Annotated in this window: 15 protein-coding genes, 1 tRNA gene and 1 pseudogene; 10 read left to right on the top strand and 7 right to left on the bottom strand. The window is 69.7% G+C overall.

The annotated features are described in order from the left end of the window. Positions 1-10: 10 nt before the first annotated feature. The 5 genes from ACZK5D_RS10885 to ACZK5D_RS10905 all read right to left on the bottom strand — a co-directional run bounded on the left by ACZK5D_RS10885 (position 11) and on the right by ACZK5D_RS10905 (position 4,759). Positions 11-697, bottom strand: coding sequence for a YggS family pyridoxal phosphate-dependent enzyme (locus ACZK5D_RS10885; RefSeq protein ID WP_463665284.1), 687 nt, complete (start codon positions 695-697; stop codon positions 11-13). Beyond that, positions 694-1,650: a VWA domain-containing protein gene (locus ACZK5D_RS10890; RefSeq protein WP_458994115.1), complete on the bottom strand. Its 957-nt coding sequence runs from the start codon at positions 1,648-1,650 to the stop codon at positions 694-696. Before ACZK5D_RS10890 ends, ACZK5D_RS10885 begins: the two co-directional genes overlap by 4 nt. Next, entirely contained in the window at positions 1,647-2,606 is a 960-nt protein-coding gene (locus tag ACZK5D_RS10895; RefSeq protein ID WP_463665285.1) for a VWA domain-containing protein, read from the bottom strand. The genes ACZK5D_RS10890 and ACZK5D_RS10895 overlap by 4 nt, the downstream gene beginning before the upstream one ends. Then, positions 2,607-3,596 carry a DUF58 domain-containing protein gene (locus ACZK5D_RS10900; protein WP_458996545.1) on the bottom strand — a complete coding sequence of 330 codons (990 nt, stop codon included), beginning with the start codon at positions 3,594-3,596 and terminating at the stop codon, positions 2,607-2,609. Positions 3,597-3,694: 98 nt separating this feature from the next. After that, a complete protein-coding gene (locus ACZK5D_RS10905) occupies positions 3,695-4,759 on the bottom strand; it encodes an AAA family ATPase (RefSeq protein WP_458994117.1) in 1,065 nt (354 codons plus the stop codon). A 127-nt stretch (positions 4,760-4,886) separates the two neighbouring features. On the opposite strand from ACZK5D_RS10905, the gene ACZK5D_RS10910 reads away from it, so the two are divergent. Both ACZK5D_RS10910 and ACZK5D_RS10915 read left to right on the top strand, forming a co-directional pair. After that, the gene (locus ACZK5D_RS10910) at positions 4,887-5,768 is read left to right on the top strand and encodes a hypothetical protein (protein ID WP_458994118.1); all 882 of its coding nucleotides are present in this window, start codon (positions 4,887-4,889) and stop codon (positions 5,766-5,768) included. Between the two features lie 37 nt (positions 5,769-5,805). After that, positions 5,806-5,882, top strand: a tRNA-Ile gene (locus tag ACZK5D_RS10915). A gap of 6 nt (positions 5,883-5,888) precedes the next feature. Here ACZK5D_RS10915 and otsB read toward each other — a convergent pair. Then, complete coding sequence (otsB, locus tag ACZK5D_RS10920; protein ID WP_463665286.1) at positions 5,889-6,716, bottom strand: trehalose-phosphatase; 828 nt, start codon at positions 6,714-6,716, stop codon at positions 5,889-5,891. A 69-nt stretch (positions 6,717-6,785) separates the two neighbouring features. Between otsB and ACZK5D_RS10925 the strand changes: the two genes are divergently transcribed. The 3 genes from ACZK5D_RS10925 to ACZK5D_RS10935 all read left to right on the top strand — a co-directional run bounded on the left by ACZK5D_RS10925 (position 6,786) and on the right by ACZK5D_RS10935 (position 9,695). Continuing rightward, positions 6,786-8,180, top strand: coding sequence for an alpha,alpha-trehalose-phosphate synthase (UDP-forming) (locus ACZK5D_RS10925; RefSeq protein WP_458994120.1), 1,395 nt, complete (start codon positions 6,786-6,788; stop codon positions 8,178-8,180). 148 nt (positions 8,181-8,328) lie between these two features. Further along, the gene (locus ACZK5D_RS10930; RefSeq protein WP_458994121.1) at positions 8,329-9,066 is read left to right on the top strand and encodes a glycosyltransferase; all 738 of its coding nucleotides are present in this window, start codon (positions 8,329-8,331) and stop codon (positions 9,064-9,066) included. After that, on the top strand, positions 9,063-9,695 hold the full coding sequence (locus tag ACZK5D_RS10935) for a hypothetical protein (RefSeq protein WP_458994122.1): 633 nt from the start codon (positions 9,063-9,065) through the stop codon (positions 9,693-9,695). Before ACZK5D_RS10930 ends, ACZK5D_RS10935 begins: the two co-directional genes overlap by 4 nt. Positions 9,696-9,782: 87 nt before the next feature. On the opposite strand, the gene ACZK5D_RS10940 is transcribed toward ACZK5D_RS10935, so the two are convergent. Further along, positions 9,783-10,712, bottom strand: coding sequence for a GNAT family N-acetyltransferase (locus ACZK5D_RS10940; protein ID WP_463665287.1), 930 nt, complete (start codon positions 10,710-10,712; stop codon positions 9,783-9,785). A 484-nt stretch (positions 10,713-11,196) separates the two neighbouring features. On the opposite strand from ACZK5D_RS10940, the gene ACZK5D_RS10945 reads away from it, so the two are divergent. The 5 genes and pseudogenes from ACZK5D_RS10945 to ACZK5D_RS10965 all read left to right on the top strand — a co-directional run. Next, a complete protein-coding gene (locus ACZK5D_RS10945) occupies positions 11,197-12,561 on the top strand; it encodes a tyrosine-type recombinase/integrase (protein ID WP_463665288.1) in 1,365 nt (454 codons plus the stop codon). Positions 12,562-12,698: 137 nt separating this feature from the next. Further along, a complete protein-coding gene (locus tag ACZK5D_RS10950; protein WP_463665289.1) occupies positions 12,699-13,085 on the top strand; it encodes a transposase in 387 nt (128 codons plus the stop codon). Next, positions 13,082-13,735, top strand: a pseudogene (locus tag ACZK5D_RS10955) (DDE-type integrase/transposase/recombinase); the annotation flags it as partial. The gene ACZK5D_RS10950 and the pseudogene ACZK5D_RS10955, both read left to right, overlap by 4 nt. Before the next feature lie 204 nt (positions 13,736-13,939). After that, on the top strand, positions 13,940-14,095 hold the full coding sequence (locus ACZK5D_RS10960) for a hypothetical protein (protein WP_463665290.1): 156 nt from the start codon (positions 13,940-13,942) through the stop codon (positions 14,093-14,095). Positions 14,096-14,131: 36 nt separating this feature from the next. Next, positions 14,132-15,011: transposase (locus ACZK5D_RS10965; protein WP_463665291.1), on the top strand; the 880-nt coding region annotated here is incomplete at its 3' end.

The following is a 15,011-nucleotide window of genomic DNA, read 5'->3' on the forward strand; positions in this document are numbered from 1 at the left end:
AGGGCCCCGGTCAGTACTGCCGGGGGCCGAAGACGGCGGTGCCGAGCCGCACCGTGGTGGCGCCGTGCGCGATGGCGATGCGGAAGTCACCGGACATGCCCATCGACAGCTCGTCCCAGCCTCTGCCAACGGCGTCGCGGATGCGCGCCCTCGTCTGAGCCAGGCGCTCGAAGCACTGCGCCACGCCGTCGAGATCCGGGCTCTTGAGGGCCATGGTCATCAGGCCACGCGGCTCCAGCGCCTCGAAGCCGTCCAGCGCCCGCGCGAAGGCGACGGCGTCCGCCGGCTCGATCCCCGACTTGGACTCCTCGCCGGAGGTGTTGACCTGGACGAGGACGGGCAGGCGCCTCCCGACGGCGACCAGCCGCCGGTCGAGCGTCTCGGCGAGCCGGAGCGAGTCGAGCGAGTGGAGCTCGGCCGCGAGTTCGGCCACCTGCCTGGCCTTGTTGGTCTGGACGTGGCCGATGACGGCGAACCCGATGCCCTCGTCGGCCAGTTCGGCGTGCTTGGCGGCCATCTCCTGCACCTTGTTCTCGCCGAACAGCGAGTACCCCGCCGCGTGCGCCTCGCGGATCTGGCCCACCCCGTGATACTTCGACACGGGCAGGAGCCGCACCTCGGCGGGGTCCCGGCCGGCGGCGCGGCAGGCGTCGTCGATGTCGGCCCTGACCGAGGCGAGCCGCTCCGCGATGCTCATGGCCACCTGGCTCCGAGGGAGATCACGCCAAGGGCCGCCAGGACGGCGAAGATGATCGCCAGGCCCGCGTACCGGTCGGTGACCTCGGCCGGGACCTTCTCGGTGCCGACCGACTGGCGGATGGCCTCGTAGACGTCGCGCAGCTGGCCGCTGCTCTCGGCGGCGTACTTCTTGCCACCCGACAGCCGCGCGATCTCGGAGAGCTCGTAGTGGTCCACCGCGACGCGCTGCCGCTGGCCGTCCTGCTCCACGTAGCCGTTGTCCGTGCCGTAGGCGATGGTGTAGACCGGAACGCCGGCGTCCTTGGCGGTGACCGCTGCGCCCGAGGACGAGCGGCCGATGTTGGTGGCGCCGTCGGACAGCAGGACGATCGCGGCGGGGGCCACCGCCTCCGGGTCGTCCGGGTCCGGCGGGACGAGCTTCAGCGCGTCGAGGCTGGTGTAGACCCCCTCACCCACTGCGGTGGACGGGGCCAGTTGCACGGCGTCGATCGCCCTGGCCACCGCGCCGCGGTCGATGGTGGGTGGCACCGCCACATCCGGGGTGCCCGCGAACGTGACCAGCGCGACGTTGAACCGCTCGGGCAGCGACGAGACGAACGCCTTCGCCCCGGCCTGCGCCGCGGCGAGCCGGTTGGGGTCGACGTCCTCGGCCTCCATGGACCAGGACACGTCCAGGGCCACGACGATGGTGGCGCGGTCGCGCGGCTTGTCGACGAAGTCCTTCGGGATGGCCCACGCGATGATCAACGCCCCCAGGCTGAGCAGCGCCAGCAGCACGGCGCCGTGGCGCTTCCAGGCCGCGTCCTTCGGCACCACGAGGCGCAGCCTGCTGCTCATCGGGCGGTGCGTGGAGCGGCCGGACAGGACCACGTAGAGGACGGCGATGATCGGGATGACCAGCAGGGCCCAGAGCCGCTGGGGAATCATGAACTCCAGAGCGAGCGGGATCATCGTGGCCACCTGGCGGCCATCATGACCGCACCCAGGGCCGCGATCACCGCGAACCCGAGGGCGAAGAACGCGTACTGGGCCGTGATCGGCTTCTTCACGTCCTCGTAGCCCACCACCGAGCCGATCTCGCGGTACGCGTCGGCCAGCGAGCCGAGGTCGTCTGCGTTGACGGCGCGACCGCCCGTCGCGTCCGCGATGGCCTTCAGCGCGGCCGTATCGGGTGCCACGTTCTCCCGCTGCCCGTCCACATCCACAAACCCATTCTGGGTGCCGTAGGCAATGGTGAAGATGGGTATCTCCCGCTCAGCCGCCGCCGCGGCCGGACCCGCCGGGGGCGGTCCCTCGGTGTTGGTGCCGTCCGAGAGCACGATGATCATCGCGGGGGCCGGCTCCTCCTCGTCGTCGCCTGGCGGTGCCTGGTCGACCGCCCGGAGCGCCGAGGTGATCGAATCACCGATCGCGGTGCCGTCGGCCAGCTCCAGGGCGTTGATGGCCCGCTCCGTGACCCCACGGTCCGTGGTGGGGGGCACGACGATGGAGGGGGTGGCGTCCATCCCGACGACGGCCACGTTGTAGGTGTCCGGCAGGTCCGTCATGAAGGTCACGGCCGCCTCCTTGGCCGCGGTCAGCCTGTCGGGGGGCACGTCGTCGGCGGACATCGACAGGGACGTGTCGATGACGAGGACCACCGTCGCCCGCTCACGTGGTTGGGGCTCGGTGCCCAGCGGATTGGCGTAGGCGAGCCCCAGCGCCACCAGCGAGGCCAGCGACATCGCCACGGCGAGGTGCCTGGTCCACCGCCGCTGCGACCCGACCACACGCGCGAGCATGCCGGTGTTGGTGAAGCGGAGCGCGACGCGGCCCTTCAACCTGAGCAGGATGAGATAGACGACGATGAGGACGGGCAGGAGCAGCAGGGTCCACAGCCTGTCCGGGTTCTGGAACTCGGGGATCACCTACTTGCTCACCCCCTGCGGCGGCTGGTGGAGCATGCCCGCCACCCGCCGGTAGTTGAGGACGAACCGTGCGATGTCGGCCACCCAGTCGCGGTCCGTGCGGAGCTGGATGTGCCCGGCGCCCGCGCGCCGGAGGGCCACCTTCACCCGCTCGCGCTGGGCCTTGGTGGCCGCGTCCATGCGGCGGCGCGCCGCGTCGTCGGAGGTGTTGACGTAGCGCGAGAAGGACGTCTCCGGGTCGTGGATCAGCATCTCGCCGACGTCCGGGAACTCCAGCTCGTGGCGGTCGATCACCTCGACGCACAGCACCTGGTTGCGGACCGCCAGCCGGCGCACGGCGCGCTCCCACGGCGGGGGCACCGCCGGGTCCAGCTCGGCGTCGCCCGGCGTGAGGAAGTCCGAGACGATCACACGCATCCCCCGACGGCGTTGCGACCGCGTCATCTGCTCGATGCCGTCGGCCAACTCCAGCTCGCCGGCCGCGTGGTCCGGGACGATGGGCTCGGTGAGCATCTTGCGCAGCAGGCCGTAGAGGGCGGTCCTGCCGGACCGGGCGGGAAGCCGCTTGACCTGATCGGGCAGCATCATCATGCCGCCGAAGCGGTCCCCCATCCGCTGGCTGAGGAACCCGATGGTGGCGATGGCCGCGATCCCGAGGTCCCGCTTGGTCACGCCCTCCGTGCCCCAGTTCATCGACGGCGTGACGTCCAGCAGCGCCCACACCTCGAGCTCGCGGTCGGCCATGGTGTCGCGCACGTGCGGGACGGTGGTGCGGGCGGTGACGGCCCAGTCCATCTTGCGCACGTCGTCCTGGCCTGGCTGGTAGACGCGGGCGTCGTTGGTGTCCGACCCTGCGCCCGGCAGCAGCCCGAGGTGGTCGCCGTGCAGGAAGCCCTCGAGGCGACGCACGATCGTCAGCTCAAGCCGGCGCAGCGCCGCCTCCGGCGCGAGCTTGCTCAGCGGGATCGTGGGGCCCGACGGCGGGCGCAGCACCGACCACTCGGCGCCGGTCTGGTCGGGCGCCGACAGCTTCGGCCCCTGGGGAGGGGGGCCGTTGAAGGTGAATCCGGGTTGGGCCACCGGCCCGCCTAGCTGCGGCCGGGCTGGTGCGCGTGCTGCTCGTGCGCGACCTGCCGTTGCTGTTCGCTCCACACCGGGGTGGGCGCCGGGACCATGGCGAGGATGCGGTCCACCACGTCGGCGGTGCTGATGTTGTCCGCCACCGCATCGAAGCCCAGCACGATGCGGTGGGCCATCACGTCCTTGGCGACGGCCTGGACGTCTGTGGGCAGCACGTAGTCGCGGCCGTTGATGAGCGCCAGCGCGCGGGCCGCCGCGACCAGCCCGAGGGTGGCGCGTGGCGAGCAGCCGATCTGGATGACGCCGGTCAGGTCCGGCATGGCGAACTCGGCGGGGGTCCGCGACGCGAGGACGAGCCGCACGATGTACTCGGCCACCAGATTGTGCACGAACACGTTGGAGGCCATGTCCTGCAGGTGCCGCACCAGGCCGGGATTCAGCACCCGATTGGCCTCCGGCGGGCTCACGCTCATGCGGCGCAGGATCTCCAGTTCCTCGTTGCCGCGCGGGTATGGCACGTCGACCTTGAGGAGGAATCGGTCGCGCTGCGCCTCCGGGAGGGGGTAGACGCCCTCGGACTCGATCGGGTTCTGCGTGGCGATGACGATGAACGGCTTGGGCGCGGGGTAGGTCTTCCCTCCGATGGAGACCTGCTTCTCCGCCATGAGCTCCAGCATCGCCGACTGCACCTTGGCCGGCGCCCGGTTGATCTCGTCGGCGAGCACGAAGTTGACGAACACCGGGCCGAGCTCGATCTCGAAGTTCTCGCTCTTGGCCGAGTAGATGCGGGTGCCGACGATGTCCGAGGGGACGAGGTCCGGGGTGAACTGCACGCGGGCGAAGTCGCCGCCCACCACCGTGGCGAAGGAGCGGACCGCGAGCGTCTTGGCCACGCCCGGGACGCCCTCCAGGAGGCAGTGCCCCTTGGCGAGGAGCGCAACCATCAACTGCTGCACCATGTGTTCCTGGCCGACGATCACCCGCTGCACCTGACCGATGGCCTGCCCGAGCAGGCGTGCGGCGTCCGCAACGTCGCGGGGCAGCTGCGTGTCTTCCGTCGACGTGATGCTCACGCGGTGACTCCTTCATGCTCGGGGGACCCGCGCTCAACGATAGCGCCCCGTCCGCGACACCCAAGGCTCCTCGCCCCGCCCCCAGGGTGTGGGTATGAGCCTTGCCCGCCGTGGTTTGATGGTACCGATGAGCACGCAGGACGACCCCGCCGCGCCGGCCCCGATGGCCGGCCATCACCCGTTGCGGGACGACGATCCGGCGCGGGTCGGTGACTTCTGGCTCGATTCCCGTCTGACCGCGACGCCGGCGGGGACCGCCTTCTCCGCGCACGAGGACGGCGGCGACTCGGTGATGCTGCTGCTTCTCTCCGAGGGCGCGGCCACGGACGCGGCGGCACGCGCCCGCTTCTCCGGCGAGGTCAACGCCATGCACATCGACACCGTCGTGGCGCGTGGTGGCGAGGGGCAGGACGAGGGCCGGATGGCGGTGCGGTTCCGGCACGAGGACGACGACCCGACTCTCCCCCACCACGCCACGCTCGCCCCATGGGTGGCGCTGGCCTTCGACGGGTCGCTGGCCGCGGTGATGGAGGCGGACAGGGTGCTGCGAGCCGTGGACCTGTCACGGACGCCCCCGCTCAGCGAGCCCGCAGGGCCCGACTACCGGCTGCATTGGATCAACCGGACCGAACGGGGCGCCACCCGCATGTGGCCGCTCCCCTGGCCCGGCCGGACGGACCGGGCGGGGTGGATCACCATGCTGGTGTCGTTCCTGCTGATGGCCCTGATCACCGCACTGGCCCTCCTGCTGGCCATCCTGCTGTTCCAGAACCAGCCTCCGGTCAACGCGCCCCAGCCCATCCCGTCGATGGGTGAGGGCAGCGGCGAGGGCTCCGGTTCGGGGTCCGCCAGCCCCCAGTCCCCCTCAGGCTCGCAGGACGGCAGCGGCAGCCCGGTCGATTCGTCTCCCGGCAACGATCCCGGGCCGTACTCGGACAGCCCGTCGATGAACCAGCCGAGCGGCGATCAGTCCGGGCCGGGAGATCCGTCGCCCAACCGTCGGCTCTGAACGCCGTCGCCCCCGCGATATGCTGGCGGCCGGCCCAGGGGCGGTAGCACAGCCGGTTAGTGCAGCGGACTCATAATCCGCGGGTCGCGGGTTCGAGCCCCGCCCGCCCCACCAGCGCCCTCACCCGAGGTGCCGCGACACCGCCGCCAGCCACGCCGCGACACCAGGGGGCCCATCGGCCACCACGTCCGCGTGGTCCGTCAGGGCCGGCAGCTCGTGCGAGCCGCTCACCACCACGCAGGTGGTCAGCCCCTGACTGCGCAGGTCGCGGAGGAGGTCGAACGCCGGCAGGTCACCCAGGTCGTCGCCGCACATCGCCACGACGGTGGCGCCCGTCTCCCGGATGAGGTCGCGGAGGGCGTCGCCCTTGGTCAGGGACGAGGATCGGAGTTCGAGCACGTGCCTGCCCGGCTCCAGGACCAGAGAGTTGGCCTCGGCGATACCGGAGACGATGGGCTTCAGGATGCGGAAGGCCTCCACCGGGTCCGGGCAGCGCCGAACGTGGACGCCGACCGCCCGGCCCTTGTCCTCCAGGTGCACGCCGGGCAACCCCAGGTCCGCCAGCGCCCGCTGGATCTGCACGGTGGCCACTGCAACGCTCTGGGGCGTCTCCGGTGGTGTCTCGACACCGGTGCGGGCGTCCCACCGCTCCGCCCCGTACTGCCCCAGCACCACGACGCCCCCGAGCCCGGCGCGCCGCTCGAGCTGTCCGAGTTCCCTCACCTTGGCCACCGGGCGCCCGGTGATGATGGCCACATGCCCCACTTTCGGGCCCAGCTCGGCCAGCGCCTCGGCCGCCTCCGGCTGCATCTCCGACGTCTCCGGATCTTCGACGATGGGCGCCAGCGTGCCGTCGAAGTCCATCGCGATGAGGACCCTTGCCGGGTCGGCGGCAGTGGCCGCCAGGAAGTCGTGCGCGGCCGGGGTCTTGGCGTGCCAGGTGGTCATGGCTCCACTGTGCCATGCCGGGCCGACGGTTCCCCTCGCTAGTCTGGGGGTCCGAACCAGGAGGTACCGATGCCGCACCGTGCCAGTTTCGTCGTCGTGGCGAACCGACTCCCCGTGGACCGCGTGACCGCCGACGACGGCTCCGTCGACTGGCGGACCTCGCCAGGAGGGCTGGTCACGGCCCTGGAACCCGTCATGCGCCAGAAGGGCGGCGTGTGGATCGGGTGGCATGGCGCCCCCGACGAGACGGTGGAGCCGTTCACCCACGACGGCTACTCGATCGTCCCGGTTCCGCTGACCACCGGCGAGCACGAGGAGTACTACGAGGGCTTCTCGAACGCGACGGTGTGGCCCCTATTCCACGACACTGTGGCCTTTCCCGAGTTCCACCGGGAGTGGTGGGACGCCTACGTCGGCGTCAACCGGCGGTTCGCCGAGGCGGCTGCTGAAGCAGCCGACGAGGACGCGACCGTGTGGGTCCAGGACTACCAGCTTCTCCTCGTCCCACAGATGCTGCGCGCGCTGCGTCCGGACCTGAGGATCGGATTCTTCCTCCACATCCCGTTCCCGCCGGTGGAGCTCTTCTCCCAGCTCCCGTGGCGCAGGGAGATCCTCGAGGGGATGCTCGGCGCCGATCTCGTCGGCTTCCAGGTGCCGGGCGGGGCGTCCAACTTCCTGCGCCTCGTCCGTCGCCTGACGACACACAAGGTCGAGCGGGACCGGGTCCAGGTGGGCTCCGGCCACGCGTGCGTAGCCCGCGCCTATCCCATCTCGATCGACACCGAGGGCTTCGCGGCCCTGGCGGAGTCCCCCGAGGTCGTCGCGGAGGCCGAGGCGCTGCTCGACGAGCTCGGGCACCCGAAGCTGGTGTTCCTCGGCGTCGACAGGCTGGACTACACCAAGGGCCTCCGGCAACGGATCCGGGCGATGGGCGAGCTGTTCGAGGAGGGCCGGCTGGATCCGTCGGAGGTGGTGTTCCTGCAGGTGGCCACTCCTTCCCGTGAGCGGGTCGAGGAGTACCGGCGCCTGCGCGACGACATCGACCTGCTCGTCGGCCGGATCAACTCGGAGGTGGGGGGCATCGGGCGGCCGGCGATCGTCTACCGGCACGCAGGCTTTCCCCGTTCGACGATGGCGGCCATGTACCGCATCGCCGATGTGATGGTGGTCACCCCGCTGCGCGACGGGATGAACCTCGTCGCCAAGGAGTACGTGGCGTGCCACCCGTCCACCAGCGGGGCCCTCGTCCTCAGCGAGTTCGCAGGAGCGGCGCTCGAGTTGAAGCAGGCATACCTGGTCAACCCCTACGACCTCAACGGCATGAAGGCCGCCCTGGTTCAGGCGGCCACGGACCCACTCCGTGACCGGCAGCGGCGGATGCGTGCCCTCAAGAAGCAGGTGGCCACCCACACCATCGACGACTGGGCCCAGGCCTTCCTGGGAGACCTGGCCGACCTGCGCTGATCACACCCGCGGCGGTCAGCATCGCCGGCCAAGGTATTGGTCACCCTGCCCAGATCAGGCCTCCTCCACCCCGGCGGCACCCGCGTGCGCGAAGATGCGTGTGGGTAGGTGTCGGGCCGCGAGGCCACGAGGTTGGTCAGGGGGCGCGATGGAGGGCGGCAGGGGCTTTCCCTCTGTGTCCGTGGTGATCCCATGCCTGAACGAGGAGCTGTTGTTGCCAGGACTGCTCGACGCCCTCACCGGACAGACCGTGCCGCCGAGCCAGGTTGTGGTGGCGGACGGGGGCTCGGACGATGACACCGTGCGGCTCGCGCGGCGCGCGGGGGCCGTGATAGTTCGGGGCGGATTGCCCGCAGCGGCACGGAACCGCGGGGCCGCCGCCTCCTCCGGTGAGCTCGTGCTCTTCCTGGACGCCGACGTGCGTCCGGGCACCCAGTTCATCGAGCATGCCGTCGGCGAGTTCGTCGGACGCCGACTGGACGTCGCCACGGCAGCGTTGGTGCCGCTGGAGCGGGCCTGGGACTTCAGACTCGTGTACGCGGTCATCGCCCGAGGGCTTCAGTGGGCCGCGCAGGTGCGGCCGCACGCCGTGGGGGCCTGCATCCTGGTCCGTCGGAGTCTGCACGACCGGATCGGGGGATTCGACGAGTCGCTCGCCCTCGCCGAAGACCACGACTACGCAAGGCGGGCCGCACGCATCGGGCGCTTCGGCGTCCTCCGCTCGGTGCGGATCCCGACCTCGATGCGCCGGATCCGGCACCTGGGCAGGGTCCGCTACGGCCTGGTCGCATTGTTCTCGGAGATCCGCTCGCTTCTGGGCCGTCCCGCCCGTGGGATACCCGACGGTTACGACCTCGGCGGGGACCACGACGTGGGGGCCCCGTGAGCGGCGCGGCGTGGCGCCGTCTGGGGCGCATCCTCGCGCGGCCCTCGACGGAGGTGCAGGGCGACGCCGTCGCGGTCGCCGTCGTCGCGGGGGCGGTCGCGGCGGCGTCCATCCTGGTGGCGCTGCGGACGGTCGGCCAGGAGCGCACCTACGGGCGCTTCCTGACGACCACAGTCGCGACAGCCAGCTACGACATCAGGGACGCCACGGGAGCGCTCCTCGCCCGATCGGGTGAGGACGAGATCGTGGAACTGCACGTGGTGCGCCACCTGCGGCAACTCGCCGCCCTGAGGGCCCAGGGGAAGCCTGGCCGCCTCGCCGCAAGGGTGGAGATCTTCACCGGCCTGAGGGCGTTCTCCGACGACTTCGACGATCCGCGTTACGCCCGGGCCACCGTCGTCGTCGCCCGGGCCGGGGTCGCCCGTGCCCTGCTGAGGCTGGGGTTTCGAGAGGCGCCCGCGCCCCGGCTCGATCTGGCCAACCGCGCCGAGAAGTGGGTGCTTGGCCTGCGCAGCGGCGCCCCCTCCGGACTGCCTGACTGCCTCGTCGTCATGCCGAGGGCCCAGTGGGAACACCCACGGACCCGCTCGCTCCTCGACGAGTGGATCCGCCGCTGGCGCGCCGACTGACCGGGTCCGACTCGGCCGCCGGAGGCCCCGCCACTGCGGTCCTCAGAACCGGTGGATCTGATCACCGGGTAACTGACCGACCAGCTCTCATCCTGGGCTCTGGGGTCGGGGAAGGTCCAGCTCCACCCACACGGGTGTGTCGGCATCACCTTCGTAGGGAGGCTGGACGGTGTAGCCATGCTGGCGGTAGGGCAGTCCGGGGTACAGAAAGGCGCTGCTGTCCAAGACGAGCCGTTGGCAACCACGATCCATCGCCACAGACTCGAGAAGCTCCAGCAGCTGACTTCCGACGAACACCCCGCCAGGACCGCTGGTCAGCAGACTCAGCCGCGAGGCCAGCGCCACGGGCCCCGACAGAGACATCACCGCCCCAGCGATCGGATGCTCCTGATCGATCACCATCGCCACGTCGTCCGACGGCGCCACCGTCCACCCGGACCGCCACGCAGGATGTTGCAGGGCCATCCGACCCAACAGCTCGCGGGCAGCGGGGTCGGCTCCGGTGGCCAGAATCGCCCCGAAACGCGCACGGCTCACCTCAATCCGCCCGACCCGGCCGCCGCGTTCGGCCAGCTCATACGCCGGCGACGCACCCGCCACCAGGGCGGGGAGAGGTCCTGCCGGCCTCGCTGTCAGACAGGGCCGTACCGCCCAGCACCCGACGAGGAAGGGTGAGGCCGTCATCCGCCGCTGATGTGGGTCGGGCACCTCATCGCCTGCCATCAGGATCTCCCACCGACGCTGATGGACGTCACCCGACACCGCCACCGGCTGCTGAAGCCCCCACGACTCGCACAGGGACCGGGCATCTACAGCCTCGGCCAGGGCCAGACTGATGCTCGGGGTCGGCGACACCAGAGCGCGGCTACCGACCCACACGTGATGGAGGCCGACAGTTGTGACGATGCCGCTCCCGGCGGGCCACGATGTTGCGGCGATCACGTCGGCAGCACTCACGGCGCCCCGCAACCTGGCCGGCAACGCGGCCAGGAACGTGAGGAGTGCATCGGCGCCCATCGCAGCAGGCTAACCCAATCGGCCCTCGGAGTCGCTCGCCGAGAGCTGACGACATTGGGCACGGCCATCGCTACTGTCGTGTTCCTCGTGTCTCCACTGCGGCCGTGCGGCGCTCTTGGTGCGGACATTTGGTCGATCCGACTACAGGCCCACCCCAGGCTGGTTGCCCAGTAGTTGCCCACCGAGTAAGAGAAAAGCCGCTCGGACTAGTGTTTTGCCTAGTCAGAGCGGCTTTCACGCTGGCTCCCCGGACTGGACTCGAACCAGTCGGCACGCTCAAACCTCCGAACGTCATCGAATGGGGCTCTGACGACGCCGCTTACGTATTGACTAGGCACTATGCCCCTGCATCTGGGTGTCTCAATGCCGGTGCACGTCGGGCGGATCGGGCTAGACTGGACTCGAAACCTCCCCTAATCCTCCTCAACTTTCCCTACTTCCAGAAAGGTGTGACATGGCATCTCGGCGGGCGACGCTCGGAACCGTGGAGACCACAGGCAAGAGGTTCCGAGCGCGCTATGAGCGCCACGGCCAGCGCCACACTCCAGGTCACACATTCTCGACGGAAGGCGCCGCATGGGCCTGGCTGCGCTCCGAGCAGACCCTGATCGATCGCGACGAGTGGACCCCGCCGGCCAATCGGCGCTCCGAGGAGCAAGCCGCACAGGCCGCCGAGGAACTCACCCTCGATACCTTCGCCCGTACATGGATGGACAACCGCACCACGCCCCGCGGTAGTGCTCTCGCCACGAAGACGCGCTACGAGTATGAGCGCTACCTCACAGGTCGCCTGCAGACGCTCGCTGAACGGCCGCTGACCAGCCTGAGCCGCGCCGATGTCGACGCGTGGTGGCTTGCCAACTCCGAGGTGCCCACCTTGCGGCACCACATCTACGCATTTCTGGCGTCCGTGATGGCCGACGCCCTCGATCGGGAGTTGATCCCGGAGAATCCGTGCCGAGTCCAGCACGCTGGCAGCAGAACCGCCAAGCGCTCGAGACACGCTCAGAACGAACTCATTGCCGAGTTGACCCCCGTCGATGTGGCCACCCTTGCCGAGGCAATGCCGGAACGCCACCAGGCGCTCGTCCTGCTACTCGCGTTCAGCGGGCTTCGTCCTGGAGAGGCGCTTGCCCTCACCCGGAAGGATCTTCGACACGGCGTGTCAAGAGACGACGTCCCGCGCTGGACTGTCCGGGTCACGAAGGCGTTGAGCAAGGGAGGCGTGGGGCCCACGAAGACCCCCGAGAGCATCCGCACAGTGCCGTTGCCCCCGCACCTTGCCGTGCCCCTGGAGCAGCACCTTGATCTTTGGGCCACCAAGGGGGAGGACGGGCCGCTCTTCCCCTCGAGGCTCAATGCGCGCACGCCCGCATCGCTGGGCCAGGTGACCGGGAGCAGTGGCACGAGCAAGAGCGCAGGCTTGACCGGCTTCAACGCAGCCAGGGACGCGATCGCCCGGCCGGAGTTGCGCCTCTACGACCTCCGGCGATGGGCACGTCACACGTGGCGACAAGCGGGCTGCTCAGAGTACGAATGCGAAAGGTTGCTCGGACACAAGCTCGGAGCCGTCACTGGGGCCTACTTCACCCTCGACCTGAACACTCTCTGGCCTCACATGGACCGGATTTCAGAACAAGCGGGCTGGATCGAAGGACGCCGGCCGGAGACGGCAGGGACAGCAGCGACAGGTACCCTTGCGCAGGTCGTGGCCTCCCTCGACGACGCGTCACTGGTCCGGACCCTTGAAAGACTCGACCAAGCCCAGGTCCACGAGTTGATCCCCCAACTCCCACCCGCGCGTGTAGCGACCGTCGTTGCCCTCCTCACCAGGCAGGGGTCGAACTGAAGCCACACCCCTCTGTGTCAACCTTAGAGGTAAGGCACCAGGAAGGTCCTGATCAGTGCCGCGAGGAGGGCGGGGAGGAGTGATCCCTGATGACTGCAGCACTGACAATGGCTCCGCCGGTGGGGCAAGCTGGGCCCATGGGAGGGGTTCCTGATCCGCAGGTCCCGGAGAAGGCGAAGCGTCGTACGTACACGGCGAAGTACAAGCGGGACATCCTGGCCGAGTACGAGGCGTGCGATCGGGACGGCAAGGGTGCCCTGTTGCGGCGGGAGGGCCTGTACACGTCGTTGATCAGCGCGTGGCGCGAGCAGCGTGACAAGGCGGTCCTTCAGGCGTTGGGACGTCCCTCGGGGGCGGTGCCCGCGTCGCCGGCCGAGAAGGAAGCGGCGAGGCTCCGGAAGGAGAATCAGCGGTTGACCGCTGAGCTGGACACGGCCCGGAAGGTGATCGAGATCCAGGGAAAACTCTCGGCTCTGCTGGAGCAGTTCTCGACCGGCAGCAGCAACAACAGCGAGAAGCCTTGATCGACGAGACGATCACCGAGCTGGTCCCGCTGGTCGGGGTGAAGGCCGCCTGCGCCGCGGTGGGCCGCTCGAGGGCCACCCACTACCGCAAGCATCGCTCCACACCGGCGCCGGCACGTCCGGTGCGGACCCCGAAACCACAGCCACGGGCCTTGTCGGCCGACGAGCAGGCCGAGGTGCTCCGCGTCCTGCACAGTGAGCGGTTCGTCGACCTGGCCCCGGCGGAGGTCCACGCCATCCTGCTGGACGAGGGCGTCTACCTGTGCTCGACCTCGACGATGTACCGGCTGCTCCGTGCCCGTGGCGAGGTGCGGGAACGCCGTGCCCAGGCGACCCATCCGGCCCGCGTGAAACCGGAACTGATCGCTGAAACCCCTAACCAAGTCTGGTCCTGGGACATCACGAAGCTCCACGGGCCGGCCAAGTGGACCTACTTCTACCTGTACTGCATCATCGACATCTACTCCCGCTACGTCGTCGGCTGGATGCTCGCCCCCAACGAATCCGGTCCCCTCGCTGAGAAGCTCCTCGCCGACACCATCGCCAAACAGCACGTCGACCGGAACCGGTTGACCATCCACGCCGACAACGGCTCATCGATGGCCTCCAAACCCGTCGCGTTCCTCCTCGCCGACCTCGGCGTCACCAAGTGTTGCGCGTCCTTGACTGGCGGCCCCGCAGGGGGTCTGTCTTTGATCTGAACCGTCCACGACCCCTTCGCCGGTGGGGTGACCGACGAGGAGCGCCGGTCGAAGGCCTTGCATGACTTCATATGAGCCTGGAGAGCCCCATCAACGTCTTGTCTGCCCGGCCCCCGACCGGCGTGCCCACCATCAGGAAGGCACACCACCATCATGACAACAACAACCATCGACCGCGACACGAGCAACGCCGTCGTTGCTGGTGTCGACACACACAAGGACACCCATCACGTCGCGGTGCTCGAGGCCGGCACCGGTGCCCGGCTCGGGGACCTGCAAGTGCCCGCGACACCCGCGGGCTATGAGTAACTGCTCGGGTTCGTCGCATCGTTTGGTGCAATCGCGTTGGTCGGCATCGAGGGCACGAACTCCTACGGCGCGGGCCTGGCCCGCTACCTCGCCGCCGCGGATGTCACGATCCGTGAGGTGATCCGCCCCAAGAGGGCGCAACGGCGCCGCGGGAAGTCCGACCCGATCGACGCCTACGCTGCCGCTCAGCAGGCCCTCGCCGAGCCTGACACCCTGCCGATCGCGAAGACCAGCGACGGGCCAGTCGAGCAGATCCGGGTGCTGATGGCCGTGCGCCGCAGCGCGATGAAGGCCCGCATCGCCGCGCATCGACAGATCACATCCCTGCTGATCACCGCCCCGGACGCCGTCCGGACACGCTTCGCTCACCTCGACAGCGACCCCTTGATCGACACGCTCGCCGCCACCCGGCCCGGCCCCGCGGTCAATAGTGTCACCGCCGCGACCGGGCAAGCGCTACGCCGGCTGGCGCGGCGCCACCAGGACCTCACCGCGGAGATCGCCGACATCGACGCCGAGCTACGCGTACTGACCACCCAGTCCGCGCCCGCGATGCTCGCCACCAAAGGGTTCGGCGTGATCACCACCGCAACCCTGCTGATCACCGCGGGTGACAACCCCGCCCGGCTCCGCACAGAAGCTTCCTTCGCCGCGCTCTGCGGAGCCGCCCCGATCCCCGCCAGCTCCGGGAAAACGACCCGGCACCGCCTCAACCGCGGTGGCGACCGGCAAGCGAACTGGGCCCTACACCAGATCGCGCTCGTACGGCTGTCCACCGACCAGCACACCAAGGCCTACGCCGCCAAGCTCACCGCCGCGGGCAAGAGCAAGAAGGACGTGCTGCGCTGCCTCAAACGCGCCATCGCCCGCGAGGCCTGGCACCTCCTCGTCCACCCCGCACCCGCACCACGCATCG

It is taken from the genome of Tessaracoccus yangjingae (assembly GCF_055326235.1).

What these genes read in the sequence shown, in the direction of transcription:
- ACZK5D_RS10885 (WP_463665284.1), bottom strand. Translation starts at nt 697, where the DNA reads ATGAGCATCGCGGAGCGGCTCGCCTCGGTCAGGGCCGACATCGACGAC.
- ACZK5D_RS10890 (WP_458994115.1), bottom strand. Translation starts at nt 1,650, where the DNA reads ATGATCCCGCTCGCTCTGGAGTTCATGATTCCCCAGCGGCTCTGGGCC.
- ACZK5D_RS10910 (WP_458994118.1), top strand. Translation starts at nt 4,887, where the DNA reads ATGAGCACGCAGGACGACCCCGCCGCGCCGGCCCCGATGGCCGGCCAT.
- otsB (WP_463665286.1), bottom strand. Translation starts at nt 6,716, where the DNA reads ATGACCACCTGGCACGCCAAGACCCCGGCCGCGCACGACTTCCTGGCG.
- ACZK5D_RS10925 (WP_458994120.1), top strand. Translation starts at nt 6,786, where the DNA reads ATGCCGCACCGTGCCAGTTTCGTCGTCGTGGCGAACCGACTCCCCGTG.
- ACZK5D_RS10930 (WP_458994121.1), top strand. Translation starts at nt 8,329, where the DNA reads ATGGAGGGCGGCAGGGGCTTTCCCTCTGTGTCCGTGGTGATCCCATGC.
- ACZK5D_RS10940 (WP_463665287.1), bottom strand. Translation starts at nt 10,712, where the DNA reads ATGGGCGCCGATGCACTCCTCACGTTCCTGGCCGCGTTGCCGGCCAGG.
- ACZK5D_RS10950 (WP_463665289.1), top strand. Translation starts at nt 12,699, where the DNA reads ATGGGAGGGGTTCCTGATCCGCAGGTCCCGGAGAAGGCGAAGCGTCGT.
- ACZK5D_RS10960 (WP_463665290.1), top strand. Translation starts at nt 13,940, where the DNA reads ATGACAACAACAACCATCGACCGCGACACGAGCAACGCCGTCGTTGCT.